This is a genomic window from Peribacillus sp. R9-11 (genome assembly GCF_031345095.1).
In the GTDB taxonomy this organism is placed as follows: domain Bacteria; phylum Bacillota; class Bacilli; order Bacillales; family DSM-1321; genus Peribacillus; species Peribacillus butanolivorans.
On the sequence record NZ_CP133763.1, the window covers coordinates 2,562,241 to 2,588,771 of the forward strand.

A 26,531-nucleotide genomic window follows, 5' to 3' on the forward strand; every position below is an offset into this window, starting at 1 on the left:
TTTCGGGCTATATTCTTAAATCAAAAATGAATTATTGAGTCAATTTTAAATCCTTGTACTAGCAAGCTAATAATCTTATCCAAACAACAAATAATTCAATTATGAATTCTAATGCTGATAGAATCTATGCACCAGTACGATTTATTTTTGGCACACTCCTTGCATATTATTAGCATGACTTCTTTATTTTTTGAATGAAGAAAGGGGAGGACTAATGGATAGACCTTGGAACAAGCATATCCCGTCCGGAAATCCAATGGAAATTGATATACCTGAAATATCTCTAACAGAATTATTTTACCAATCAGTTGGACTGTATCCGGATAAAACAGCGATTACGTTTATGGATCAAACGTATACATATTCTGAGTTTGGGCAGTTAGTGAAAAGATGTGCCCGGATACTTGCTGATGATGGGGTTAAAAAGGGAGATCGTGTGGCTCTTATGCTGCCCAATTGTCCTCAATATCCGATTAGTTTTTTTGGAACACTTTTGAATGGTGCGATCGTTGTTCAAATCAATCCAATGTATAAGGCGAACGAATTGATACATGTCCTAAAAGACTCAGGTGCAAGACACATCATTGTGCTCGATAAACTTTATCCCACGGTAGAAGCCATATTACCAGAAACACGTGTTGAAAAGACAATAAGCGTGTCTATGGAAAATGGCAGGTGTGAGCTGACAAAAAGGCTTATGAAAATAATAGAGGAAGATTTTACTGTACCAATTGAACCTGATGAAGATGTTGCTGTCCTCCAATATACAGGAGGAACGACGGGGCGTTCAAAAGGTGCGATGCTAACACATCGAAACATCGTGGCTAACACCTTGCAAAGCGCGGCTACTTCACAAATCAATACTCAAAAGGCGAAGGAAAGGGTACTTGCCGTTTCTCCTCTATTTCATGTATATGGTATGACCTCTGCTATGAATCTGACGTTTTATAATGGAGGTAATTTAATTATAGTACCTAGGTTTGAGGTGGCTGAGATAGTTGATATTATTAATAAGCTCAAACCGACTATTTTCCCAGCTGTGCCGACGATGTATATTGCTTTATTACAATATTACCAGTCCCATCCTTTTGATTTGCATTCTTTGAAAACATGCACTTCGGGTTCGTCGCCATTGCCTCTAAATGTATTGTCACGTTTTAACGAAGTAAGCGGATCAATGATTGCTGAAGGATATGGTTTGTCTGAGGCTTCACCAGTGACGCATCGAAATCCAGTTAGAGGCCTGCAAAAACCCGGAAGTATTGGTATACCTATCCCAAATACAGATGCCGCCATTATTGACAGTATTACAGGTGAGCCGTCCCTTTTGGTTGATACACCTGGCGAATTGGTTATTAAGGGACCTCAGGTGATGAAAGGGTATTGGGGCATGCCAGAAGAAACGTTGCAGGCGATTCAAAACGGATGGCTATATACCGGTGACATCGCAAAGATGGATGAAGATGGTTTCTTTTACATCGTTGGACGAAAGAAAGAAATGATTATCGCAGGCGGATTTAATATTTACCCTATTGAAATTGAAGAGGTTTTTTACAGCCATCCAAAGGTACTTGAAGCAGCGGTATTCGGTGTTCCCGACCAATATCGTGGTGAAACCGTTCATGCAGCCGTTGTTATTAAGCCGAATGAATGGATAACTGAAAAGGAACTGAATGAATACTGCCGAAAACAGCTCGCCGCCTTTAAAGTACCGGAAGTTATCACCTTTCAAAGTGAACTTCCCAAAACTGCGGTCGGTAAAATTTTAAAACGAAAGCTTCAAGAAAAATATAAAGCTGCTTATCCGGTAATGAATGAAAACGCTAACAAATAATTCATAGGTAAAAAGGGGAATGCAAATGGACTTTCGCTTAGATGAAGACATCCTACTTTTAAAAGAAAATATACGGCAGTTTATCGAAGAAGAAATTGAACCATATTCAATGCAAATAGAGGAAGATGATCATATTCCAGAATCCATCATCAAATTATCGAAGGAAATCGGGCTATTCGGACTCAGTATCCCAGAACAGTACGGCGGGCTAGGCATTGGGATGGTAGGGAAATGTGCTTTATATGAAGAAATCGGTAAAACACATAATGGATATACCACTCTAATTGGTGCCCATACTGGCATAGGGACGGTCGGAATCGTAGAAATGGGCAATGAAATGCAAAAGCAAAAGTACCTGCCAGATATGGCAAGCGGAAATAAAATTGGCGCATTCGCTTTAACTGAGCCTGCTGCCGGATCTCATGCGACGAATCTAAAAATGACTGCTGTCAAAAGAGGAGATAAGTATATTCTTAATGGGACTAAGCATTATATAACGAATGCAGATGTGGCCGATATTTTTACTGTTATGGCGGTAACGGATAAGGGAAAAGGAGCAAAAGGAATCACGTCATTCATTGTAGAGAAGGGGTTCCCAGGTTTTCAAATTGGTAGCATTGAAAGGAAAATGGGACTTCGGGGCTCACATTCTGCCGAACTGGTTTTTGAAGATTGTGAGGTTCCGGTGGAAAATGTACTAGGGGAAGTTGGGAAAGGCTATGTCAATGCATTAAAAATCCTTGCAAATGGCCGGGCGGGACTTGCCGCACGAAATTTGGGATCCTGCCAATACCTGCTTGATTTATCAATCCATTATGCTACTGAACGTGAACAATTCGATGTTCCTATTATCGATCATCAAGCCGTATCTCATATGATTGCCGAAATGGCGATGGAAGTAGAAGCGCTCCGCTCATTCACATACCGGGTTGCATGGATGGTCGATCAAAAAGAGAAAATTATTAAAGAAGCGGCAATGCTGAAGCTGTATGGTTCGGAAGTATATAACAGGGTCGCTGATAGAGCAGTTCAAATTCATGGAGGGATGGGATACATGAAGGATTATCCAGTCGAACGTTTCTATCGGGATGCACGAATTACTAGAATTTATGAAGGAACGTCCGAAATCCAGAAAAATATCATTACAGGACAATTAAAGAAAAATTATCAAAAATAGTTTAATGAGAAAATGGAGGGGTTATAATGGATTTACGTTTATCAGATGAACAAAAAATGGTACAAAAAACAATACGCAAGTTCGTGGAAAATGAATTAATTCCTTTGGAAAATGAAGTACTTCGCAACGAAATAGCAGGAAAACCTAGTTTACCTGAAGGGAAATTAATAGAATTACAGGAAAAAGCAAAAAAAGCGGGGTTCTGGGGCATTAATACGCCGGTGGAGTTTGGCGGGGCCGACTTAGGGCAGATGATGATGGCAATAGTCTTGATGGAAGTATCAAAAACGTTTGTACCTTTCAGCTTTGGCGGTTCTGCGGACAATATTCTTTATTATGGAAACGAAGAACAGAAAAAGAAGTATCTGATTCCTACGATTAATGGGGAGAAAAAATCCTGTTTTGCGATGACGGAGCCGGGAGCTGGGTCCGATACTCGAAATATTAAAATGACTGCGATAAAAGATGGCAATGAGTGGGTGCTGAATGGAGAAAAAACATTCATTACAGGTGGAAATGATGCCGATTTCGTCATGGTCATTGCTGTTACCGATAAAGAACTTCATCAAGAAACTGGTACAAAAGGGGTCACCTGTTTCATCGTAGATCGGAGCATGGGCTGGAAATCTGAGTATATCAACACGATGGGAGAATGGGGACCGGCTGGTTTAGTTTTCGATAATGTTCGGGTACCCGAGGAAAATATTTTAGGAGAAGTGCATGGCGGTTATAAACTTGGCCTTGAATGGATTGGTTTTGCAAGATGGATCGTGGGGGCACGTGCTGTCGGTTCTTCAGAAAGATTGCTGCAAATGGCTATAGATTATGCAAAAGAACGCGTCACATTCGGTAAACCAATCGCTGAGCGCCAGGCTATTCAATGGCAGATTGCTGACTCGGCTGTTGAAATCGAAGCTGCAAGGTGGCTTGTGTTAAATGCCGCCTACACACTAGATCATGGAGAAGACAATCGTCATCTAGCTTCTATGGCTAAACTCTATGGAGCAAATATGGGGAATCGTGTCGTTGATCGCGTGTTGCAAATACATGGGGGCATGGGTTATACGAAGGAACTTCCAATTGAGCGCTGGTACCGTGAGGCAAGACTTTGGAGAATATATGATGGGACCGATGAAATACAGCGCATGATTATTTCACGGAATTTAATTAAAGGACATGTTAAATTAGGACAATTTTTATAATAGATTAGGAGGAAAAGATTATGACAGGAAGATTTTCAGGGAAAACCGCTTTAGTTACTGGTGGAAGTAGGGGAATTGGACGGGCAATCGTAGAACTATTTGCAAATGAAGGCGCAAAGGTTGCTATCATAGATATAAATGAGGAAGTTTTGACCTCAACAGGAAATGAACTAAGGGATCAAGGCCATACCATTTTTACAAGGGTCGCCAATGTGGTGGATTCAGAAGAGGTAGAAGCATCAGTAAAAGAAATAGCTGATACGTTCGGTTCGTTAGATATTCTTGTGAATAATGCAGGTGTCATTCGAGATAATTTACTATTTAAAATGACCGATTCAGATTGGCAGACAGTAATGGACGTGCATTTAAAAGGTACCTTCAATGCGGTTCGTGCGGCTCAGAAGTATATGGTGGAAAACAAATATGGGAGAATTATTAATATATCATCAACCTCGGCACTAGGTAACCGCGGTCAGGCTAATTATGCAGCGGCAAAAGCGGGGTTGCAGGGGTTAACAAAAACACTCGCAATTGAACTTGGTAAATATGGAATAACGGCTAATTCGGTAGCACCTGGTTTTATTGAAACCGAAATGACGAAAGAAACAGCACGGCGAATGGGAGTGAGTTTTGAACAATTTATCCAGGATAGGGCAAACAGTATTCCAGTTGCTAGAAGCGGTATGCCAAGTGACATCGCTAATGCTGTTGCATTTTTCGCTGATGAAGCATCATCTTTCGTTAGTGGGCAAGTTCTATATGTTGCGGGTGGTCCAAAAAATTAAGAGTAAAGGCGGGATGATATGTTCAATGAAAGTATTGGAAAACAATCTAAACCGGTTAAAAATCTGGTTGAACGGGGAGCCGTTAAAAAATTTGCGTTAGCAATTGGTGACCCGCATCCGATTTTCATCGATGAAGAAAAAGGTAGGCAATCAAGGTATGGTACGAATATTGCGCCCCCAACTTTTCCAAGAGTTTTTGATTTTGGAACGATTGAAGGCTTAGACCTCCCAAATAAAGGATTGATACACGGTGAACAGAAATATCATTATAACCGTCCGCTGAGGGTTGGAGAAGAAATTACCTGTTATACAGAAGTGAGGGACTACTATGAGAAAAAAGGGAAGCAAGGGGAAATGGGATTCCTAGCCTTGAAAAATTACGGGACAGATGCAAATGGAGAAATTGTTTTTACCGCTGAACAACTTGTCATTATCAATGAAACGATAAAAAGGATGGTGATGAGCAAGTGACTACATTAACTGAACTGCATATTGGCGACTCGTTGCATTCGATAGAGCTTGGACCTGTAACACGTTTGGATCTCATTAAGTATGCAGGGGCATCAGGTGATTTTAATCCCATTCATACGATTGATGAAGAAGCAATAAATGCTGGTTTGCCTGGGATTATTGCACACGGAATGTGGACGATGGGAAACCTGGCAAAGATTTTCAGTAATCTATATGAAATTGGGTACATTGAAGAATACAAGATTCGTTTCAAAGGTATGGTTTTCTTGAATGATGTTATAACCCTTCAAGCAGATTTAAAAGAGAAAAAGGAAGATAAGTATTATTTCAATGTAGCAGCAATCAACCAATCAGGTAAGGAAGCGATCAGTGGTGAGGTTATTTTTAGGACCTACTAAAGGAAAGTAGTGGTGAAATTTATTTCATCACTACTTTTTTTAGGATTAAAATTCGACAATATTAAAGGAGATTCGAAATCTATCCAGAATTGTACTAAAAAAGAATTCTTTTTGCGGCGGTGAATATTATTAATGAATCATGTAAAACAGGATTCTCAAATTAATTTGCTCAAAGAGTGGATCTTTCCTGCTCTAGTCGTTGATTCTGAATACCGGATTAGGGATTGGAGCAGTTACCTAAATGATCGGATAGGACAGAATGGGAAGAAACTACTTACCGAACAATTTGAAGAGTGGCAATTTCTCGATAATAATAGATTGGCAGCTGCACGCCTGCATGACAAACGGTATTTATTTATATTTCTGACACAATTGGATAATGGCGATATTCTTTATGTAGGCAGTGAAACACAATTTTTGGATAATTTATTGGTTGATGCCCATGAAACGGAAAAACTGAATCGCGCTCTAGATGCCATTATTGAAAATTCCTATGATGGGATTTATATCACCGATCAAAATGGCATTACACTTTACACAAATTCAGCGATTGAACGGATTACTGGAATTCCGAAAGAGTATTATATCGGCAAATCGGTGGACCAATTAATAAAACGAGGTATTTTGAATACTTCGGTGACACATAAGGTAGTGAAGCTGCGACGAACGGTTTCAGTCGTACAGGATAATTTTGCTGGAAAAGAAACATTAATTACAGGAAGTCCCGTTTTTAATGAAGAAGGTGAAATTGAGCAAGTCGTTACGAACATACGTGATTTGTCAGATTTAAATGAACTGATGCATGAATTGACGAAAGTTAATGAATTGAATAATCAATATAAGCAGGAAATTGAAAAACTTCGAAAGATAACAAGTCAGGATGGGGTTGTTTTTGTCAGTGATAAGATGAAAATGATTTATGAGATTGCCGAAAGAATCTCGGATATTGATGCGACAGTACTGATCTTAGGAGAAACGGGCGTTGGAAAAGATGTACTGGCCCGTAATATTTACAACCGGAGCATCCGATCTAAAAAAGGAGACTTCGTAAAGATAAACTGCGGGGCAATTCCGGCGGATTTATTGGAATCCGAACTCTTTGGATATGAAGGCGGCGCGTTTACCGGAGCTAATCAAAAAGGGAAACCAGGGATGTTTGAAGTGGCTGAGAGTGGGATTTTATTTTTGGATGAAGTGGGGGAGCTTCCTCTACAATTGCAGGTAAAGCTACTTAGGGCACTTCAGGAAAGGGAGATTCAAAGAATCGGAGGAACGAAGCCCAAAAAAATTGATGTTCGAATAATCGCAGCCACGAACCGCAACTTATTGGAAATGGTTAAAGTAGGTGAATTCCGTGAAGATCTTTATTACAGGCTGAATGTCATACCAATTACGATTCCCCCTTTAAGGGAGAGAAGAGAAGACATTCTAGCATTGACGGATTTATTTTTAACAAAAGCCAACGAACAATATAAATTCTCGAAAGAAATAGATTCGAGATTGAAAGAATATTTTTTTCAATATGATTGGCCAGGAAATGTCCGTGAGTTGAATAATATAGTGGAAAGGCTCGTCGTCCTAACAAATAATCAATTACTTTCACTTAGCGATCTTCCGGAAGAATATCAGCAGGTAAATCAGAATCATTCCAACCTTAAAGGCACACTTACTTTAAAAGAAGCGGTAGAAAGAGCGGAAAAGGAAATATTGACGAAAGCGGCGCAAACCTACCAAACTACATATGAAATCGCAGAAGCCCTAGATTCGAGTCAGGCGACAATTGTGAGGAAACTTAAAAAATATCAATTAAAGGTCAGTGAAAAGGATAGGTAAGTAAGAGGGGATTTCCGTTTATCGGAAATCCCCTCTTACTATTTATCGCTACCCGTTGAATAACAAATATTTTAGGTCTTCATTCACGAAACTAACTTAATTCAGAAATGATTTTTTCAGTCAAAAGTGAATGATGACTATCCTATATAGAACCCCTTTTTTTCATTTATATGATTCAATAATGAATTTTCTGGGACTTTGAAATAGCCACAGTAACTGTGTTTAACTATGGCACAGCACTTGCATATTAATAAGGAATTAATCTACGGAATTTCCATGTAGAAAGTGTGAGGTGAGATAGTTGATTGATCCAGGTGATCGACCATGGGAAAGCGGTTATATTCAGACGATGAAATCTACGAATATCCCTAAAATCAGACTATACAGAATGCTTTCCGTAAAGAGGTTTTGGGGACCGGGCGCCCATTTATTATGAAGAACAAATGATTCCTTATGCGAAATGTGGATGGTCTTGCAACTGCTTGTTATAAGGCTGGGGCAAAAAAGTGTAATAAAATTGGTTTCTTGCTAGGTAATCAACCCGATTATCTAATCGCCTATTATGCTGCTATTAAACTAGGAATGATCATTATACTAATCAACCCGCTATGTATGGTTAGAGAAATGTGAGAGATTCAAGAAGACGTACAATTGCAATACTTAGTCACCGGAAATGAAAGCGCTAACAAGTTGGGCGTTTTATCAGCTACTTCAAGACCTCGTATATATGTAGGTGGTGATAATAAAGAAATAAGACTCACATTGCCTTTTGAATATCTTGATGACCTTATCCATGCCCCTCCGAAAGAGGTAGGGGAAGCGACTATAAGTCCAAAAGTAGATATGGCTGTGATTAGTATATAGGCGGGACTTCCGGACAGAGAATGGGTGTGGAACTAACCCATTTTAATTTAGTTGCCAATGTGATTCAGAACCAAAGTTTTCTTCAATCGAGGATTCAGTTCGGTGAGGAAGTAATCATGACGGCTTCTCCGCTTTATCATGTGTATATGATGACTATCACGATGAACTTGGCTGTTATGCTTGGTGCAGCGAATGTCATCGTGCCCGTGTTTTAGGCTAAACGGGTAATCGAGTTGAGCGAGACTTGCAAAGTGACCATTTTTCCTGGCTTACCACAAATGTAAAACTCTTTAATCAAAGAACTCGGTGATACTCATAATGCTTTGCATACATTATAGCTCTGTTTATGTGATTCAGCCCATTTGTCTCCTACGATGTTACATCAGTTTGAAAAGCTAACAAAAATAAAAATCATTGAAGGCTACGGTTTATCGGAGGCTTCTTCAACTGCTTGTCGCAATCCATTATCGGGCGAGCGTAGGGTAAACAGTATTAGAATTCCGTTGCCGTTAACAGAATCAAAAATCGTCAGTTTGATTAATGTATAGATGCCTCTCACTTTTTGGAATGCTGGTTTTCTAGGCATGCCTTTGATTGTGAAGCAGGAATAACCAAATAGCATGATAAAAATTCAATAATTAAGAAGGAGGAAGTAAATGGATATTTTAATCCAGCAGCTTTTTAATGGTTTGACAATTGGAAGCGTTTATAGTTTAGTTGCCCTGGGATTGACGCTTGTATATGGAATTTTGCATATCCCGAACTTTGCCCACGGAGCTCTCTATATGTTGGGAGGGTACATCACATTATCAATGATGACGTTATATGGCGTTAATTATTGGTTTGCTATGTTTGTATCCGTAATCGTTGTTGGTTTGATGGGTGTTCTATTGGAACGTTTCGTGTTCCGCTTGTTAAGGGAGGCACCGCCATTGCACGATAAAATTGCGGCAATCGGGATTCTTCTTTTTCTTGAAGCCTTTGCGCAATTTGTCTGGGGCGCCGATTTCCATACAATGAATTCTCCTTACGATCAAGTCGTCAACATCATGGGGTTGACGTTTACACTGCAGCGCTTGTTGATTATCGTTTCGGCTATCGTGGTGATGATTTTGCTTTATCTTTTCCTCAAGAAAACGTATACCGGTTCAACGATAATTGCGATGTCCCAAAGTCGTGAAGGAGCTTCACTTGTAGGGATTAACATCAACAAAGTCGCTATGCTGACCTTCATGATATCTGGTGGCTTAGCCGCCATTGCCTCATCTCTTGCTTCACCGATTAACCTCGTTTTCCCCGGCATGGGACATCTCGTCATCTTGAAGGCATTCGTCATTATCATTCTGGGAGGCATGGGAAGTATTCCAGGGGCGATTGTCGGCGGTTATATCCTTGGTTTCAGCGAGAGCCTGGGCGCAACTTATATTTCAAATGATTATAAAGACATCATTGCATTCGTTCTTTTAGTTGTAATTCTAACAGTGAAACCAACGGGACTTTTTGCTAAGGGGGAGAGGTAGCATGAAGATTTTGACGAAACGAAATGGAATTATTGCTCTTATCATCTTAGCTTTTTTATTCCCTATTATCGGTCAAAACGACTATTATCTTCATATGTTAACACTCTCATTCATTTGGACAATTGCTGTTTACGGAATCAATTTGTTATCAGGCTATACTGGTTATCTCTCGCTTGCTCATGCTGGATTTTTTGCAATTGGTGCATACTCACTTGGGCTGCTGACAGTAAAATCTGGAATGAATTTTTGGCTGGCTCTTGTGGGGGCCTGTTTGATCACATGTGCGATTGGATTTGTAATCGGATTAATAGCATTGAGGACAAAGGAACACTTTTTCGCCATATACACATTATGTGTAGGCTATATCATATATCTGGTCATTGATAAATGGGAGGGGCTGACGGAGGGAGTTAGAGGATTGATTGGCATCCCTGCCCCAGGTAATATCGGTCCAATAACATTCGATACGGCAACTTCACAATATTATCTTGTCCTTGTGTTTCTGCTTGCGGTGATCATAGTCATGTATCGGATTATCCATTCGTTAACAGGTAGAACGTATATGGCCATCAGGAATAGTGAGGACCTTGCTCAAACGATTGGTATATCCACGATGAAGAATAAACTGACGGCCTTTGTCCTTTCTACATTTTTCGCAGGTTTGGCTGGAGCCCTGTATGCTTCATTCATTCGGTTTATTGGACCTGATATCGGCTCCACCTCCATTATGTTCGACCTATTGATGTATCTCTTAGTTGGTGGAATTGGGACACTTTCGGGACCGTTGGTGGGAACGTTACTGCTCGTAATACTTTCGCAAAATCTGCAATTTCTTCAAGAGTACCGAATGTTGATCTTCGGACCTTTGCTTACATTAATCATCATTTTTTATCCACGTGGAATCGCAGGTGCCATCTTTGATTGGAAAATCAAACGAAAAGATAAGAAGCCGCCTGTTTTGAGAAACGATGTTTCTATTAAAGTGGGGGAGGGATGAAAATGATTATTGAAACTAAGAATTTGACAAAGCGGTTTGGCGGCTTAGCAGCAGTCAATAATGTGGATTTTTTGATTAAAAAAGGAAAAATCAATGCTATTATCGGACCGAATGGGGCGGGGAAATCCACTTTTTTCAACTTGATTAGCGGCTTTCATCGTCCAAGCACTGGAACCGTCATTTTTAAAGGAATTGATATCACCAAGCTTCCAGCTAATGAAATAGCAGCGCTAGGAATTTCAAGGACCTTCCAAACAACCAGTCTTTTTGATAAATCGACCGTATTGGATAATGTCATTGTTGGGCATAGACTACGCACCAAATCGAATTTGGTAGACGCCATTCTAAGAACAAAACGCTTAAAACGAGAGGAAGCGGCATGTCGGGATAAGGCTATGGAGGTGCTGGAGATTGTTGGATTAACGGATGTGGCTGACAAAATAGTCGCTAGTGTTTCGCAGGAGGAAAAGAAACGGACAGCCATCGCCCTTGCTCTTGCAACGGACCCGGAAATTATCTTTCTTGATGAACCCGCTGCAGGAATCAACCCGGATGAAACGGAAGGACTGACAGTTCTGATCAAGAAGTTAAATCAATCCGGTCTTACGATATGTTTAATCGAGCACAAAATGCATATGATTATGAACTTGGCTGACCACATCATGGTTTTGAATTACGGAGAAAAAATTGCCGAGGGTACACCTAAGGAAATCCGAAGTAATGAAGCGGTTATTAAAGCCTATTTGGGAGGTAGTGCTAGTGCTAAAGTTATCTAAAGTTGCAGTCAGTTATGGAAGTTTTACTGCAATCAAACATGTGAATATCGAAGTTGCCAAAGGGGAGATTGTCGTTTTATTGGGGGCGAATGGAGCGGGTAAAAGTACGACTTTTCGTTCCATTAGTGGTATCAGTAAGCTGTCTCAAGGAGAAATTTATTTTCAAAATAGTCCTATAGGCGGTCGGGCCCCGGATAAGAATGTTCAAGCTGGAATTGTTCAGTGTGCCGAAGGACGTAAACTGTTTCCGCAAATGACTGTCCAGGAAAATTTGAGGATGGGGGCATATGTGCATCGAAAGAAAAAGGCGGAAATCAAGCATTCTTTGGAAAAGGTATATAATTTATTCCCGATTTTAAAAGAAAAGAATCATAATGATGCAGGAAGTCTGAGCGGTGGGCAACAGCAGATGCTTGCCATAGGTAGGGCATTAATGTCTAAGCCAAAGCTGCTGATGCTTGATGAGCCTTCGGTTGGACTCGCACCTTTGATTGTGGAACAGATGTTTAAGGTTATCGAAGAAATAAACCGGGAAGGAATCACCGTTCTACTTGCAGAACAGAATGCGAATGCTGCCCTCAGCATTGCAGATAAAGGTTATGTTTTTGAAAATGGGGAAATTGTCGTTCAAGGAACAGCAGATGATTTATTGGCTAATGGTGAAGTACGGAAAGCGTATATTGGAGCATGAAAAAAAGAATGGGGGATTTATTTATATGAAACAACTGAAAGTGTTATTTGTATTCATGCTGGTAGTAGTAACTGCATTGGTTGGCTGTAACAAGGGAGACAGCCCCGCATCAAGTAGTGGTAAAAAAGGTAAAGGAGGAAATGTCGTTAACATTGGTTTTAGCGGTCCGTTAAGCGGGGCTGCAGCATTGTATGGGAAACGAACGTTAAATGGTGTGGAAATGGCCGTCAATGAAATCAATGATGACGGAGGGTTTGAAGTAGATGGGGAAAAATACACGCTTAATCTCGTTTCTTTGGATGATAAATACTTACCGAATGAAACAGGTTCGAATGCTAAACGCTTAATTCAGGAATATGATACACCGATTATATTTACGCCGCATAGCGGCGGTGTCCTGGCGCTGCAGGTTTTTAATGAACAAGAGAAATTTATCATTGGCGCCTATACGAGTGAGCCTTCAGTTACCGAAAGCGGAAATTCATTAACCGTACGAATTCCACCGAATTATGAAGGATATATCGAACCGTTTACAACGTATGCCATGGAACATTTCGGCAAAAAAATTGCAGCTTTGCCAACCTCTTCTCAATACGGAAAAGACTGGACAGAAGCGGTTCTCCCTCATTGGAAAAAGCAAGGTGGTAAAGTCGTTTATAATTCCTCGATTGATTTTGCTAAAGAAACAGATTTCTTTACGATTGTTACAAATGCATTGAAAAAGGATCCTGATGTGCTGTTTATCGGAGGTGCGTCTGAACCGACGGCAAAAGTAGCGAAGCAAGCTCGGGAGTTAGGGTTTAAAGGCGGTTTTATTATTATGGATCAGGCGAAGCTGGATCAAATGAAGCCGATTGCAGGATCATATGAAACATTGGAAGGCTCAATCGGTGTCCTACCTCTGATTAACTCCGATGAAGAAGCAGTGCCAGCTTTTATTGAGAAATATCAAAAAAATTATAAGGAAGATCCAAGCTCCGAAGTCGGTTTGAATTACATCGCGATGTATGCTTTTGTAGAAGCGATGAAATCAGCAGGAAGCGTGGATGACGTCAAGGCGATTCGCGAACATATGCAGGACGGGCTGACTAATATTTCTGCTGAACAGAAAATCTACGATATCCCAACAATTGATGAGAATGGAGGATTCGCATCTACAATTGTCGTTGGAGCGGTTGAAGATGGAAAAGTAGTTCCCATTCGTTAAGGTGAACAAAGCCAGTGCTGGTGTCACGAAAAATATCCCTGATAATCAAGTAAACAGTCATAAAAAAAGTAGCTAGTGTGCGGCAGAATTCTACCAGTATGTACTGATAGAGTAGATTGTTGTATTTCTTGGACGTGTACTGGAATCCTTCAAATGAAGGATTCCAGTACACGTTTCTTTTTTTGTTTCTTCCACAATGTATCCATTACTAGGGTAAGATTCATACTGTCAGGTACTTTCTAGAAATGATAATATTCTAGTAAAGGCCTGAACGATAGAAAAACAATAATAAAGGCGACAATAGCAAAATGTGAGCTTCGTGTAGTTATTTCCAACTCTGGTAAAAGAGTAGATGACGGATCCTTACTTTCCTAAGTAACGATTGAAAAAGATTTTTATAAGAAAGTAAGGTCTACTCTAGATATTATGGGAAAAAAAAAGATATGGTAAGTATGGATATTCTAGACGTGTAGGACCATTAGGTAGTACAGCACCTATAATGGTATCAAACAAGGAGAGCATATTTTTGAATTATTAGGTGATAATGGAATCCTTACTTTAGATTTCATGTATTTAAAAATCAATCTGAAAATTCAATAAATTGTCATTACCATACATAAGATGATTTGTCTGATTATAGGGGGAATATTAGATTAAATAATAATTCATTGCTGAAATGGGGCTAGAAGTAATTGAAAGACTATTTTTTATTTACCTTTGGATGTAATCTTGATCATAGCAATATTGAATATTTAGTAAAAGAAAGGCTAGAATCTTTTGTACGACCAATAATGGTAAATAACAATTGGACCGACCAAAATCCTAAGATAAGAAAAGATTCAAATATACATTTTACGTATGATGTGTATGATGTGAATGACAAAAAACATAATGAAAATTTGTATTACATCAAAGATTATTATATATCGGAAGAACAACTTTTTGGTTTTGAATACTCTTTGAGAAAACTTAAAGGAAATCATATATGGTGCCGTCCTAATACCCGAGGTCACTTTAACATGAAAATTGAAGAAATCGAATATACTGGTCATATATATGTAACTATTAATAATGATATAGAGATACGTTTATTGGACAGGGAAGTGCCAAATTCATTAAGGGGGCAGATTCATTTAGTCCCTGAAAAAGATCAATGGATAGAACTCCCAAGAAGTCTGACAGAAGAGGAAAAAGATAAACGGACACTAAATTGGATAGTAGAAAGTCTGATTAAAGTTGAAAAAATGTAACGATAATTCAATTATCATTAACAAAGCCTTCCTCATAAAGAGAGTGGCTTTTTTTAATTTAATAATTGTGTATATATTAATGAATAGTGAAGGACCAAATACATTTCGACCAAATTCTTCAGAGAAACCACTAATACAGTTACCTAACTTACCTCAACAATTCAATTTAACTACAAGCCTTCTCAGCAACAATGAACCCAATATGAAATGAAATTCACAGGCAGTTCAAAGCATGTTCATCTCGATTTCACTAATAAGCAGCCATACTAATTCATTAAGTATGGCTGCAACTATTCCTGTTTTGTTCTCTCGGGATGTTATGGGTGGATAATGTTTTATTACTCTTTATATTTCTTTAAGCTCTTCAATACCGACTTCTGACCTTTCCTCTAATGGCCCTCTTAGATGTACAGTAGCTGTTCTTCCATCTTCATTTATATTATCAATCCAAACTGAAGTGCCATTATATCTCACCTCAATGTCAGATGGTGAAGAAAGAATCTGTTTTACACGATTAACATCCACAAAAATCCCTCCCTTATTATTTGTCTAATTATTATTTGAAAAGGTAAATGATTTTATTCTTTTTTAAAAGAAATGCAGATGATAATCTAATAACACCGTCTACAATATAAGAAAATTCCGAAGTATTCATAAGAGTAGATATTATGCTATCAGGTTTATCCTCTAAGAATCCATCTGATGGCTGTGGTATTACATACTCCATAATATGACGTGGTAAGCGTTCTTTTGAAATAATAGAATGATTTTCTGAAATCAGGTATTAAAAAGTAAAATGATACTAAACTTACAAAAAAAATCTTGTTATTTAGTAATGAAAGCGCTGCCATTTAATATAATATAAAATATAATTTCAAGATAATTGAGTATAAATTGAAATTATATTTAAGTAATTGATAATAGGAGGATCTATTTGTCTATGGAAGAACGACTGCGTTCATTAACGACTGAATTACGCAATGAAGGTACCATGAACATCGACAGTGTAAATACACTGGAAATTATTACTGCTATTAACAACGAAGATTTAAAAGTGGCAGTAGCCGTACAGGAGGTTTTATTAGATATTAAAACGGCGGTTGAATTTGCTTATGAATCGTTAATGAAAGGAGGAAGACTCATCTACATTGGGGCTGGAACGAGCGGTAGACTTGGTGTTCTTGATGCAGTGGAATGTCCACCGACTTTCAGCACATCACCGGATAAGGTGCTGGGAATAATGGCTGGAGGGGAAAAGTCATTTGTTCGAGCAATTGAAGGAGCAGAGGATAAAGAAGAGTTTGGGAAAAGAGATTTAAAAAACGTGGATCTTACAGCTAATGATACGGTTATCGGCATTGCAGCAAGCGGTCGTACTCCTTATGTGAAAGGAGCTTTACATTATGCAAGAAAGGTAGGAGCAAAAACGGTGGCTTTATCGTGCAATAAAAACTCCATCATCACGGAAGTCGCTAATATTGGAATTGAAGTTGAGGTCGGACCCGAAGTTTTAACAGGGTCTACGAGAATGAAAGCGGCAACTGCACATAAAATGGTACTTAATATGATCTCAACAGCTACCATGATTAGAATGGGAAAAGTGTATGGAAATCTGATGGTAGATGTAAATGTAAGCAATCAAAAACTAAAGGATCGTGCAATAAGCATTATACAAACTGTTACGAATGTTGAATATGATATTGCAATGAAAATGCTCGAAAAGGCGAATAATCAGGTTAAACCAGCGATTGTAATGATAAAGACTTCAACAACTTATGATCAATCAACGGAGTTACTAGAAAAAGCGGATGGAGATGTCAGAAAAGCCATCTCGATGCGCGTGGATTAAGGAGAGAAAGCAATGGTTACTGGAGGATTATCCATTATACAGACGATGCTAAGTAAGCTTCCACAATCAGAACAAAAACTAGCAGAATATATCCTACAGAATCCTCATGAGGTAGTGAATAGCACTGTACAGGAGTTGAGCACTTCTGCTCATACAAGCGGGGCTGCTGTGATAAGGTTGTGCAAATCTCTCGGTTTGAAAGGATTTCAAGATTTGAAAATGCGGATTGCTGGGGATTTAATGAAGTCTGTTGAACAGGGTTACCGAGATATTGAGCCTTCAGAATCACTGTATCGGATTGTTGAAAAAACAACCAGTAATACGATTCAGATTATTCGTGACACTTCTGAAATTATCGATCACGATAATCTCAACAATGCAATTAAATTGCTGCTGAACGCTAAAACAGTTCACTTTTGTGGAGTGGGGGCTTCGAATATTGTTGCCGCAGACGCTCAGCAAAAACTGCTTCGAATCAACAAAGGGGCAACTGCCTTTACTGACATGCATTTAGTTGCAACTCTGATTGCCAATGCGGATGAAAATGATATCGTTTTTGCTATTTCATTCTCAGGAGAAACACCTGAAGTTGTCAATATATTAAAACTTGCTAAAGATCGAGGAGTCAAAACGATCGGCCTGACTCATTTTGGTCAAACAACGGTATCTTCTTTGTGTGACGCTTCGCTGTATACATCCTTTTCAAATGAAGCTCCGTTTAGAAGTGCTGCAACATCTTCCCGATTGGCACAGTTATATATGATTGATATTTTATTTTTAGGAATGGCGTCAGAACAGTACGAAGAGACTGTCCAATATATTGATAACACACGGGCAGCCATCCAATCGATGACAGATCGTTATAAATGAACATTCATTTGGAGATTTTGACAAAGGGGGCTTTTGAATGGGCAAGGGGGATAAGTACGCCGATTTAGCACGAGAATTATTAGAAAAGTTAGGTGGGGCATCAAATGTTGTAGGATCTGCACATTGTATGACCAGGCTGCGGGTATCACCAATCGATCGTTCAAAAGTAAACATGGATGAAATTAAAAAAACGGAAGGCGTTCTTGGTGTCATCGAAGAAGAAACGATTCAAATCGTTCTGGGTCCAGGAGTAGTGAACAAGGTGTACGCTGAATTTGAAAAGTTTCTCGCATCATCTGAAGATTTTAATTTAAAAGAAACTGCTACCAAGAACAAATCAGAGATTGATAGGAAAAATGCAAAACCTTTTAAACTATTTTTACGTAGAATTGCGAGTATCTTTATCCCGTTAATTCCTGCATTAGTAGCTTCAGGCCTGATTACAGGGATTACAAAAGCGGTCGTTCAAGCGGGCTGGCTTGCGGGAGATTCACAATTAGCCATTATATTAACTGTTATTGGATCTGGATTATTTGCTTACCTTGGGATTTTAGTTGGGACTAATGCGGCAAAGGAATACGGGGGATCACCTGCACTTGGTGCACTGGCTGGTATCTTGGTTATCAACCCGGCAGTAGGCGACATTTCATTGTTTGGTGAAAACTTGCTCCCAGGACGTGGAGGGTTAATTGGAGTCCTTTTTGCCGCGATTTTTATAGCATTGGTAGAAAAGCAGGTAAGGAAATTCATTCCTCAATCACTGGATATAATGTTGACTCCAACCATCTCTTTACTTATTACAGGGATAGTCACTTACATTGTATTTATGCCGGTAGGAGGATTTTTATCGGATACGATTACAACAGGTTTATTAAATATATTAGATTTCGGTGGAGTTGTAGCTGGATTTGTGCTTGGAGCAACATTCCTACCGCTAGTCATAACTGGTCTGCATCAAGGTTTAACACCTGTTCATCTTGAATTGATCAACGCGATTGGAGACGATCCTCTGCTTCCCATTTTGGCAATGGGTGGAGCTGGCCAAGTAGGTGCGGCATTTGCCATCTATTTCAAAACGAAGAAAGCAAGCCTAAAGCGAGCGATAGGTGGAGGTCTTCCATCAGGAATGCTTGGTATCGGCGAACCTCTTATATTTGGAGTGACATTACCACTCGGTCGTCCTTTCTTAACCGCATGTCTAGGGGCAGGGGTAGGAGGCGCATTTCAAGCTCACTTCGGAATTGCGACCACTGCAATCGGTGTATCTGGATTACCACTTACCTTTTTAGTTCATCCAAACCAAATTGTGCTTTTCTTGGCAGGGTTATTCATTTCCTACGCAGCAGGATTTATTTTTACGTACTTATTTGGATTTAAAGATGAAATGGCGGTTGAATTCAAGTGATTGGAATCTCTTTTTATCTACAAGACCCAGATGCAGAAACACAAATCATTCATGCAGCAAACTTAGGTGTGAAGCGAGCATTTACCTCGCTTCATATTCCTGAAGAAAAAGGTGATCACGTACAAAGAATGGTTGAACTATTAAAGCTTGTAGAGTCATATGAAATGGAAATCCATGCAGATGTCTCATTAAACACGCTTAGTCATTTGGGAATTAGCAATTTTGAGGAGTTATCGTCATTAGGGGTTAAGGGAATTCGCTTGGATGATGGGTTTGACTATGAAACGATAAGATCTTTATCTGAGGTATTTTCTCTTTCGCTAAACGCAAGTACGTTAAAGGAAGATGAACTAATGGCCGCACTTGGGAGCGGAATAAAACCTGATAGACTCATAGCCTGGCATAACTTCTATCCAAGGCGTGAAACGGGTCTCGAGGAAGAATTCTTTCAAAATCAAAATAAAATGTTCAAGAAGTATGGAATACCTATTGTTGCTTTTATCCCGGGTTCAGGAAGTAAGCGAGGACCCCTTCATGATGGCCTTCCGACGCTTGAAAAACACAGGTTTATGAATCCTTTTGCTGCCGGAGTTGAACTGTTTCAGCATGTGAATGGAGTATATATTGGAGATCAAGGTGTGGAAAACGATTTGATTGAGAACCTATCCGCGTTTAATGATCGGAATATTCTATCTATTCGCGTGAAGTCTTCCGTTTTGCAAAGCGGTATTTACGATTTGCGGCCAGATGTTTCAAGGGATGTGTATCGGCTACAACATACCCGTGTCACAACACAGGTTAAACCGCAAAATACTGTCGAACGCTACCTTGGTTCCATTACGATGGACAATGATGCATATGGGCGATATCGGGGAGAGGTCCAAATTTGCAGGCGAGATTTAGAAGCAAATCATCGAGTCAATGTGATAGGGCTAGTTATAGAGGAAGATCTTCCTTTGTTAGAACTTCTGGAATCTGGTCAATCCGTAAACCTACAATGTGAAGAATTATATATATAGATTTAGAAATACACAGAAAATAGGTGATCATTTCACTCACTTCAGTTCTTACACTCTATTACACTCACGAACTAAAAGCCCTTGCCCACGAAGTGTTAATTAGCAACTAATGATACAACAAAAGGATTTTCTGTCATTAAGAAAGCTAAGATCCCAGAAAAAGAGCTGGATTTTCCTTGGAAAATAAAAAAGTGAATGAGAAATTGAAAAAGGTGGCTACTGGGATTTCAAGGTGCTGCCTTTATTTTCATAAGAGAGTAGAAATTTGTAAAAAAACGATCATAAGGCTAACAACATTTAGTACACATCATCACACACTTAAGAAGCATTGAAGATAGATGAGGATTCACTGACTTCTTTAGACAGATATTGATTAAAGCTCTTGGAAACCTTTTTACCTACTACTGCTAAGAAAGCCTTTTGAGATTAAAAAGTAAAAAGGAGAATGCCAAAATGAATAAAAAGATATGGGCACCTGCTGGGTTAGCTTTTTCCTTGGCTTTATCCACTCTTGGTGGAATTACATCAGCAAGGGAGTTTGCGGAAGAAAAACCAGTGCCGGATGTTCAGACAACCGTAGAAAATATGTCCATTGAGGAGAAAGTCGGTCAAATGCTCATGCCAGATTTTCGTAATTGGCAAGAACAAGGAGAAAGAAAAGCAACAGGTTTTATAGAAATGAACTCAGAAGTTGCAAGCATCATTGAAAAATATCATTTAGGCGGAGTGATATTGTTTGCTGAAAATGTTGTAGATACCGAGCAAACGGTACGGCTGACAGATGGTTTACAGAATGCGAGCAGGGATCTTCCACTATTTATAACTATTGATCAGGAGGAATCGTAACTCGCCTTCAAACAGGAACGAATCTTCCGGGAAATATGGCGCTGGGTGCAACTAGAAATAAGAATTACGCCTATCAGTCTGGAGAAATCATCGGCAAGGAATTGTCCTCTCTTGGTATAAATGTAAATTTTGGACCGGCTGTTGATGTCAATAATAACCCTGGAAATCCAGTTATTGGCGTCCGTTCCTTCAGTTCTGATCCAGATCTTGTATCAAAACTTGGGATTCAAACCATAAAAGGATTGCAAAGTCAGAATATGATAGCAACGACTAAGCATTTCCCTGGTCATGGAGATACGGCGGTTGATAGTCATTATGGTCTTCCCCTTGTCTCGCATAATAAAGAGCGCTTACGTTCTATCGAGTTAGTTCCTTTCCAAAAGGCAATCGATGCTGGAGTAGATATGATGATGACCGCACATGTTCAATTTCCTGCATTCGATGATACTACTTATATCAGTAAAAAAGACGGACAAGAAATTATGGTCCCGGCAACACTGTCACAGAAGGTCATTACTGGTCTTTTACGTGAAGAAATGGGATTTGATGGCGTAGTGGTTACAGATGCATTGAATATGCAAGCCATTGCGGACAATTTTGGACAAGAAGATGCTGTTGTTTTGGCCTTGAAATCGGGTGTTGATATTGCATTGATGCCTGCACAAGTAAACTCGCTTCAAATGGAAAAGAATATAACCTCTGTATTCGATGCAGTGAAGGAAGCCGTGGAAAGTGGTGAAATTCCGCTTGATCAAGTCAATCGTTCTGTAACAAGAATACTTGAGCTAAAAGTGAAAAGAGGGATTCTAAAGCTGGGAAAAGTCGCTGCCGACACCCCAATTGATAAAAAAATATTAAGGGCTCTTCAAGTGGTCGGTAATAAAAATTCTTTGAAAAAAGAAAGGAAAATTGCGGAAGATGCAATCACTCTTTTGAAAAATGAAGATAAAACATTGCCCTTCAAACCTAAGAAAAATGAAAATATTTTAGTTCTTGCTCCTTTTGCCGATCAGATTGAATCTATGTCAAGGAGCATCAATGAATTAGTTGATCAAAAGAGGATAAAGAAAGTCCAAGTTACAGGTATGAGTTTTTCAGAAAAGTCATTCACTATTGAAGTGGCAAGACTCATTGATGAAGCCGACTATGTCATTACTGGGTCCTATATTGTAAAAAACGATCCGGCCGTAAATGATGGAGTGATTGATGACAGTATTCAAGATTCAAGCAAGTGGGCAACAGCCTTTCCAAGAGCGGCCATGAAATATGCACAGAAAAAAGATAAAGGGTTTGTGTTAATGAGTGTAAGAAACCCTTATGATGTTGCCAATTTTGAAGAAGCAAAAGCCGTGATGGTTGTATACGGATTTAAAGGATATTCAAATGGGCGGTATAGGCAGCCAAATATACCGGCAGGCATCGCGACGATCTTTGGAGAATCAAAACCGAGGGGGACGTTGCCAGTGGATATTCCATCCGTGACAAAACCATCCGAAAGCCTTTATAAATTTGGGTATGGATTAGATATTAAATCTGGCAAGCCTATTAAAAAGTAGAGGGGAAACACAATGAAAAGAATTCTTATTATATTCACCATTTGTCTGTTGGCCTTTAGTATAGTTTCCTCTAAAAGTGTTACTGCCGATAAGGAAAAGAAAAAACAAAAGGTCATGCCTGGTATTGAAGTTCTTTTAAAAGATGAGAAGGATGTACTAAAAGGAAAAAAGGTGGGGTTGATTACAAATCCAACAGGAATCGATTCCAAATTAACGAGCATCGTTGATCTGCTGTATGACGATCCGGATATTGAATTAACTGCGTTATATGGACCCGAACATGGGGTTCGTGGAGATGCGCAGGCAGGGGCAAGCGTTGAATTTTATATAGATGAAAAAACAGGATTGCCCGTTTATAGCTTGTATGGTAAAACGAAAAAGCCAACGCCTGAAATGTTAGAAGGTGTAGAGGCTCTTGTCTTTGATATCCAAGATGTCGGAACGCGTTATTACACCTATATTTATACGATGGCCTATGCAATGGAAGCCGCGAAAGAAAATAACATCCCGTTTATCGTGTTAGACAGGCCGAATCCGCAAGGGGGGATATCAGTAGATGGACCAGTACTTGAACCGGAATTCTCATCATTTGTTGGTTTGTATCCGATTCCGCTTAAACATGGGATGACAGTCGGCGAACTCGCTACATTGTTTAATAAAGAGTTTAAAATTGGTGCAGATTTAAAGGTCATTAAAATGAAAGGCTGGAAGCGCTCGATGGATTATGACGAAACTGGGCTTCCATTTGTCTTGCCATCGCCAAATATGCCAACAGTGTCCACTACATTTGTATATCCAGCTACAGGGCTAATTGAGGGAACAAATGTCTCGGAAGGCAGAGGGACGACTAAGCCATTCGAATTAATTGGTGCACCCTATATCAACAGCGATGAACTTGCGGGGAAATTAAATGGACTACGTTTGCCCGGTGTGAAATTTAGGGCTGCCTCTTTTACACCTTCGTTTTCAAAGTATGCAGGTAAACTTAGCCATGGAGTTGAAATCTATGTAACTGATCGTGATGAATTTAGGGCTGTACCAACTGGACTGCACATTATCAAGACCATTCATGATCTTTATCCAGATGATTTCGAATTTCTCGCAGCCAATAATTTCAGTCTATTAATAGGTAATGACTTGGTGAGAACAATGATTAAAGAAGGCTCATCTGTGAATGAAATTATGAAAGAATATCAGCCAGAGCAAGATGCTTTTAAAAAGGTTCGCGCACAGTATTTACTCTATAAATAACCGGAGGAACTTAGAAAAGTCTGTAAGGGCTTTTCTTTTTTTAAATTAAAGGGGTATAACGTTAAGAATTCCCTAGAAATAGACAGTTTATAAAAGAAAAGAAGTTCTAAAAAAGAAGAAACCGCTGTCTAATAGGTGTATAGGGTTATCCTAAATTAATAACTGTCAGGGGGAAAGTGGGATGAAAAAATATCTTCAAAAAATTGGCCGTTCATTGATGTTGCCAGTAGCCGTATTGCCGGCAGCTGCCATTTTAATGGGGATTGGTTATTGGATAGATCCAGCAGGATGGGGAGAGGGAAGTCCGATAGCGGCTTTCTTAATTAAAGCTGGTTCTTCCATCATTGGCAATATGTCTATCTTGTTTGCTGTCGGGGTTGCATTGGGGATGTCGAAAGGAAAAGATGGTTCAGCCGCTTTGAGTGGGTTGGTAGCCTATCTAGTCGTAACGACATTGCTTGCCACAGAATCAGTAGCTATGCTGCAAGGTATTGATGTAGAAAGTGTAAATCCAGCATTTGAGAATATAGAAAATCAATTTGTCGGAATTCTCTCGGGCCTTATAGCTGCTGCTATGTATAATCGGTTTAGTAAGGTCGAGCTGCCGGATGCCCTCGCTTTCTTTAGTGGTAAAAGGCTGGTCCCCATACTGACTGCGGTTATTATGTTACTCGTTTCCCTTATATTATTTTTTGTATGGCCGCTCATCTACTCTTGGTTAGTTAATTTCGGTGAAGCGATAAGTGGATTAGGTGCTGCAGGTGCAGGACTTTATGGATTCTTCAATCGGTTATTGATACCAACGGGTTTACATCATGCATTAAACTCCGTGTTCTGGTTTGATGTAATTGGGCTTAACGATATCGGTAATTTCTGGGCAGGAACTGGAACAAAAGGAACTACAGGCATGTATCAAGCCGGATTCTTCCCTGTCATGATGTTCGGATTGCCTGCCGCGGCACTTGCTATGTACCATTCAGCAAAATCTAAAAAGAAAAAACAAGTGGCGTCATTAATGCTCGCTGCAGGATTTGCTTCATTTTTTACAGGAGTTACAGAACCTCTTGAATTTGCCTTCATGTTTGTAGCACCCGCTCTTTTTGTTGTTCATGCTTTATTAACAGGTATTTCGTTAGCCATTGCTGCATCTTTTCAATGGACAGCAGGTTTTGGTTTTAGTGCAGGCTTTGTTGACTTTGTTTTAAGTTCAAGATTGCCATTGGCAAATGAACCTTATATGCTCCTTCTTCAAGGGTTAGCTTTCGCTGTCATTTACTATTTCTTATTCCGCTTCTTGATCGCAAAGTTTAACTTAATGACTCCAGGGAGGGAGGATGATACAGATGAAGAACTTAATGGTGGAGGAGTAGAGGCAAATGCAAGCAACCATGCTGAGTCAACAGGAAGTAAATTCTTTGGGATGGCTGCTGCGATTTATGAAGGCTTAGGTGGAGACGCTAACGTAATGTCTGTTGACAACTGTATAACCCGTTTGAGAGTAGAAGTGAAGAATATGGGAGCAGTTGATCAAAATAAAATTAAATCCACAGGAGTCGCGGGAATCAATATCGTTGGTCCACATAGCATTCAAGTCGTTGTGGGTACGCAGGTACAATTCGTAGCGGATGAAATTGAAAAGATTCGTAGACAATAGAGCTCCCATTATTAGTTGTTCGAGTAATCCTTCATCTTTCATCTAGAACTGCAAGAACAACTAGTTTACTTGCGAGATTAATAGACAAGGATTATACTCAATGATCAGGAATGAGATCCCGTTCCATACCTGATCGTTTTAGATTATTATAGAAAGCGTTTTAGTAACGAATTATCAAGCCTGAGTACACTTTGATCAAAAAACATTTATTTTGGCTTTTTTAATGAACACTGGGTAGAAATTAGAATAAAACAAATCAATGTTCTATAATATATTAAGGATATTTGTTTGGAGGGTATTGGATGACGTTCGGAGAATAAATTAAGAGATTTAATAATATAATCTCACATAAAATCATTTGAAAGAATTCTTTATTCATACTCTTGCGTAATTTTCGGCTAAAGATGGCTTCAATTGCCAATAACTTCACCAGATATAACCTCCACGTCGTTATACCGCACCCGTAAGCCTGGTGAAACCATAAATATACCTGCTAAAACAAATGCAATTGTGCTTATCAAATGATCTGAGTTTTAAGCATATGTTATCTTTGAAAAATATATATTAAATCCCTTAGTATAGGAGAGATTCTAATGTACCAACCAAAAACCAAAGAAACTGACAGCAGTGTTATCGAGTTTATTGAAAATGTCGACAGCCCCAAAAAGCGTGAGGATGCATATCAATTATTAGATATTTTTACTGAAACGACAGGTTTTATAGCAAAGATGTGGGGACCGAGTATAATTGGATTCGGTACATATCATTATAAATATGAATCTGGTCATGAAGGTGATGCTCCTCTTGTAGGTTTTTCACCTCGAAAAGCAAAAATCAGTTTATATTTTGCTACGGGTGACACAAAACGAGAGGAATTATTAAAGGGCTTTGGAAAACATACTTCCGGAAAAAGTTGTGTTTACATAAATAAAGTAGCAGATATTGATCTTAATGTTTTAAAAGAGTTAATTAACCAATCTGTAAAATTTTTGAGAGAAACCTATCCGAATAAGTAGAGTGAACGTATGTGGATGATTATCCTTTAATTGTTTCAGAAGATCAAGAAAGTGAGAGGA

25 protein-coding genes and 1 pseudogene are annotated in these 26,531 nt (G+C 39.2%); 25 read left to right on the plus strand and 1 reads right to left on the minus strand.

Annotated features, from left to right (window positions below; genetic code table 11):
• Window positions 1-214: 214 nt before the first annotated feature.
• The 17 genes from RE409_RS12490 (at window position 215) to RE409_RS12570 (ending at window position 15,005) form a co-directional block, all read left to right on the plus strand.
• Window positions 215-1,834: a long-chain-fatty-acid--CoA ligase gene (locus RE409_RS12490; protein ID WP_201224704.1), complete on the plus strand. Its 1,620-nt coding sequence runs from the start codon at window positions 215-217 to the stop codon at window positions 1,832-1,834.
• 25 nt (window positions 1,835-1,859) lie between these two features.
• Complete coding sequence (locus RE409_RS12495; RefSeq protein WP_309559062.1) at window positions 1,860-3,011, plus strand: acyl-CoA dehydrogenase family protein; 1,152 nt, start codon at window positions 1,860-1,862, stop codon at window positions 3,009-3,011.
• Window positions 3,012-3,037: 26 nt separating this feature from the next.
• Window positions 3,038-4,213 (plus strand): acyl-CoA dehydrogenase family protein, encoded by a 1,176-nt coding sequence (locus RE409_RS12500; protein ID WP_201224700.1) that lies wholly within the window; start codon window positions 3,038-3,040, stop codon window positions 4,211-4,213.
• Window positions 4,214-4,233: 20 nt separating this feature from the next.
• Window positions 4,234-4,998, plus strand: coding sequence for an SDR family oxidoreductase (locus RE409_RS12505; protein WP_201224697.1), 765 nt, complete (start codon window positions 4,234-4,236; stop codon window positions 4,996-4,998).
• Between the two features lie 18 nt (window positions 4,999-5,016).
• Window positions 5,017-5,469: a MaoC family dehydratase N-terminal domain-containing protein gene (locus tag RE409_RS12510; protein WP_056529604.1), complete on the plus strand. Its 453-nt coding sequence runs from the start codon at window positions 5,017-5,019 to the stop codon at window positions 5,467-5,469.
• Entirely contained in the window at window positions 5,466-5,867 is a 402-nt protein-coding gene (locus RE409_RS12515; protein WP_056529601.1) for a MaoC/PaaZ C-terminal domain-containing protein, read from the plus strand. Before RE409_RS12510 ends, RE409_RS12515 begins: the two co-directional genes overlap by 4 nt.
• Before the next feature lie 132 nt (window positions 5,868-5,999).
• Entirely contained in the window at window positions 6,000-7,700 is a 1,701-nt protein-coding gene (locus RE409_RS12520) for a sigma-54 interaction domain-containing protein (protein WP_201180766.1), read from the plus strand.
• Between the two features lie 453 nt (window positions 7,701-8,153).
• Window positions 8,154-8,330: a hypothetical protein gene (locus tag RE409_RS12525; RefSeq protein ID WP_201180758.1), complete on the plus strand. Its 177-nt coding sequence runs from the start codon at window positions 8,154-8,156 to the stop codon at window positions 8,328-8,330.
• A gap of 21 nt (window positions 8,331-8,351) precedes the next feature.
• A complete protein-coding gene (locus tag RE409_RS12530) occupies window positions 8,352-8,564 on the plus strand; it encodes a hypothetical protein (protein ID WP_201180755.1) in 213 nt (70 codons plus the stop codon).
• Window positions 8,561-8,779, plus strand: coding sequence for an AMP-binding protein (locus RE409_RS12535; protein ID WP_309559269.1), 219 nt, complete (start codon window positions 8,561-8,563; stop codon window positions 8,777-8,779). Before RE409_RS12530 ends, RE409_RS12535 begins: the two co-directional genes overlap by 4 nt.
• Before the next feature lie 159 nt (window positions 8,780-8,938).
• On the plus strand, window positions 8,939-9,112 hold the full coding sequence (locus tag RE409_RS30690; RefSeq protein ID WP_201180751.1) for a hypothetical protein: 174 nt from the start codon (window positions 8,939-8,941) through the stop codon (window positions 9,110-9,112).
• Window positions 9,113-9,220: 108 nt separating this feature from the next.
• Entirely contained in the window at window positions 9,221-10,084 is an 864-nt protein-coding gene (locus RE409_RS12545) for a branched-chain amino acid ABC transporter permease (RefSeq protein ID WP_201180749.1), read from the plus strand.
• A 1-nt stretch (window position 10,085) separates the two neighbouring features.
• The gene (locus RE409_RS12550; protein WP_201180747.1) at window positions 10,086-11,081 is read left to right on the plus strand and encodes a branched-chain amino acid ABC transporter permease; all 996 of its coding nucleotides are present in this window, start codon (window positions 10,086-10,088) and stop codon (window positions 11,079-11,081) included.
• A gap of 2 nt (window positions 11,082-11,083) precedes the next feature.
• Window positions 11,084-11,857: an ABC transporter ATP-binding protein gene (locus RE409_RS12555; RefSeq protein WP_201224689.1), complete on the plus strand. Its 774-nt coding sequence runs from the start codon at window positions 11,084-11,086 to the stop codon at window positions 11,855-11,857.
• Window positions 11,841-12,548 carry an ABC transporter ATP-binding protein gene (locus RE409_RS12560; RefSeq protein ID WP_309559065.1) on the plus strand — a complete coding sequence of 236 codons (708 nt, stop codon included), beginning with the start codon at window positions 11,841-11,843 and terminating at the stop codon, window positions 12,546-12,548. The genes RE409_RS12555 and RE409_RS12560 overlap by 17 nt, the downstream gene beginning before the upstream one ends.
• 25 nt (window positions 12,549-12,573) lie before the next feature.
• Window positions 12,574-13,755, plus strand: a complete 1,182-nt coding sequence (locus RE409_RS12565; protein ID WP_201183281.1) for an ABC transporter substrate-binding protein — start codon at window positions 12,574-12,576, stop codon at window positions 13,753-13,755.
• 692 nt (window positions 13,756-14,447) lie between these two features.
• The gene (locus RE409_RS12570; protein ID WP_201224687.1) at window positions 14,448-15,005 is read left to right on the plus strand and encodes a hypothetical protein; all 558 of its coding nucleotides are present in this window, start codon (window positions 14,448-14,450) and stop codon (window positions 15,003-15,005) included.
• Between the two features lie 345 nt (window positions 15,006-15,350).
• On the opposite strand, the gene RE409_RS12575 is transcribed toward RE409_RS12570, so the two are convergent.
• Window positions 15,351-15,530: an H-type small acid-soluble spore protein gene (locus RE409_RS12575; protein ID WP_201180743.1), complete on the minus strand. Its 180-nt coding sequence runs from the start codon at window positions 15,528-15,530 to the stop codon at window positions 15,351-15,353.
• A 409-nt stretch (window positions 15,531-15,939) separates the two neighbouring features.
• Here RE409_RS12575 and murQ point away from each other — a divergent pair, with 409 nt between their 5' ends.
• The 8 genes and pseudogenes from murQ (at window position 15,940) to RE409_RS12615 (ending at window position 26,471) form a co-directional block, all read left to right on the plus strand.
• Complete coding sequence (gene murQ, locus RE409_RS12580) at window positions 15,940-16,854, plus strand: N-acetylmuramic acid 6-phosphate etherase (RefSeq protein ID WP_397444168.1); 915 nt, start codon at window positions 15,940-15,942, stop codon at window positions 16,852-16,854.
• Window positions 16,855-16,866: 12 nt separating this feature from the next.
• On the plus strand, window positions 16,867-17,724 hold the full coding sequence (locus tag RE409_RS12585) for a MurR/RpiR family transcriptional regulator (protein ID WP_201224685.1): 858 nt from the start codon (window positions 16,867-16,869) through the stop codon (window positions 17,722-17,724).
• Window positions 17,725-17,761: 37 nt separating this feature from the next.
• Entirely contained in the window at window positions 17,762-19,129 is a 1,368-nt protein-coding gene (locus RE409_RS12590; RefSeq protein ID WP_201180741.1) for a PTS transporter subunit EIIC, read from the plus strand.
• Entirely contained in the window at window positions 19,126-20,148 is a 1,023-nt protein-coding gene (locus RE409_RS12595) for a MupG family TIM beta-alpha barrel fold protein (RefSeq protein ID WP_309559067.1), read from the plus strand. Before RE409_RS12590 ends, RE409_RS12595 begins: the two co-directional genes overlap by 4 nt.
• Before the next feature lie 453 nt (window positions 20,149-20,601).
• A pseudogene (locus RE409_RS12600) lies at window positions 20,602-22,550 on the plus strand (glycoside hydrolase family 3 N-terminal domain-containing protein).
• Window positions 22,551-22,562: 12 nt separating this feature from the next.
• Window positions 22,563-23,801 (plus strand): exo-beta-N-acetylmuramidase NamZ family protein, encoded by a 1,239-nt coding sequence (locus RE409_RS12605; RefSeq protein ID WP_201249524.1) that lies wholly within the window; start codon window positions 22,563-22,565, stop codon window positions 23,799-23,801.
• 181 nt (window positions 23,802-23,982) lie between these two features.
• Window positions 23,983-25,455, plus strand: a complete 1,473-nt coding sequence (nagE, locus tag RE409_RS12610) for an N-acetylglucosamine-specific PTS transporter subunit IIBC (RefSeq protein WP_201249523.1) — start codon at window positions 23,983-23,985, stop codon at window positions 25,453-25,455.
• Between the two features lie 593 nt (window positions 25,456-26,048).
• Window positions 26,049-26,471 carry a DUF1801 domain-containing protein gene (locus RE409_RS12615; protein ID WP_201224679.1) on the plus strand — a complete coding sequence of 141 codons (423 nt, stop codon included), beginning with the start codon at window positions 26,049-26,051 and terminating at the stop codon, window positions 26,469-26,471.
• Window positions 26,472-26,531: the final 60 nt, after the last annotated feature.

Coding starts and splice junctions, on each gene's coding strand:
- RE409_RS12490 (WP_201224704.1), top strand. CDS start 215: ATGGATAGACCTTGGAACAAGCATATCCCGTCCGGAAATCCAATGGAA.
- RE409_RS12585 (WP_201224685.1), top strand. CDS start 16,867: ATGGTTACTGGAGGATTATCCATTATACAGACGATGCTAAGTAAGCTT.
- RE409_RS12555 (WP_201224689.1), top strand. CDS start 11,084: ATGATTATTGAAACTAAGAATTTGACAAAGCGGTTTGGCGGCTTAGCA.
- RE409_RS12545 (WP_201180749.1), top strand. CDS start 9,221: ATGGATATTTTAATCCAGCAGCTTTTTAATGGTTTGACAATTGGAAGC.
- RE409_RS12605 (WP_201249524.1), top strand. CDS start 22,563: ATGAAAAGAATTCTTATTATATTCACCATTTGTCTGTTGGCCTTTAGT.
- nagE (WP_201249523.1), top strand. CDS start 23,983: ATGAAAAAATATCTTCAAAAAATTGGCCGTTCATTGATGTTGCCAGTA.
- RE409_RS12510 (WP_056529604.1), top strand. CDS start 5,017: ATGTTCAATGAAAGTATTGGAAAACAATCTAAACCGGTTAAAAATCTG.
- RE409_RS12500 (WP_201224700.1), top strand. CDS start 3,038: ATGGATTTACGTTTATCAGATGAACAAAAAATGGTACAAAAAACAATA.
- RE409_RS12565 (WP_201183281.1), top strand. CDS start 12,574: ATGAAACAACTGAAAGTGTTATTTGTATTCATGCTGGTAGTAGTAACT.
- RE409_RS12525 (WP_201180758.1), top strand. CDS start 8,154: ATGCGAAATGTGGATGGTCTTGCAACTGCTTGTTATAAGGCTGGGGCA.
- RE409_RS12520 (WP_201180766.1), top strand. CDS start 6,000: ATGAATCATGTAAAACAGGATTCTCAAATTAATTTGCTCAAAGAGTGG.
- RE409_RS12590 (WP_201180741.1), top strand. CDS start 17,762: ATGGGCAAGGGGGATAAGTACGCCGATTTAGCACGAGAATTATTAGAA.
- RE409_RS12495 (WP_309559062.1), top strand. CDS start 1,860: ATGGACTTTCGCTTAGATGAAGACATCCTACTTTTAAAAGAAAATATA.
- RE409_RS12615 (WP_201224679.1), top strand. CDS start 26,049: ATGTACCAACCAAAAACCAAAGAAACTGACAGCAGTGTTATCGAGTTT.
- RE409_RS30690 (WP_201180751.1), top strand. CDS start 8,939: ATGTTACATCAGTTTGAAAAGCTAACAAAAATAAAAATCATTGAAGGC.
- RE409_RS12550 (WP_201180747.1), top strand. CDS start 10,086: ATGAAGATTTTGACGAAACGAAATGGAATTATTGCTCTTATCATCTTA.
- RE409_RS12505 (WP_201224697.1), top strand. CDS start 4,234: ATGACAGGAAGATTTTCAGGGAAAACCGCTTTAGTTACTGGTGGAAGT.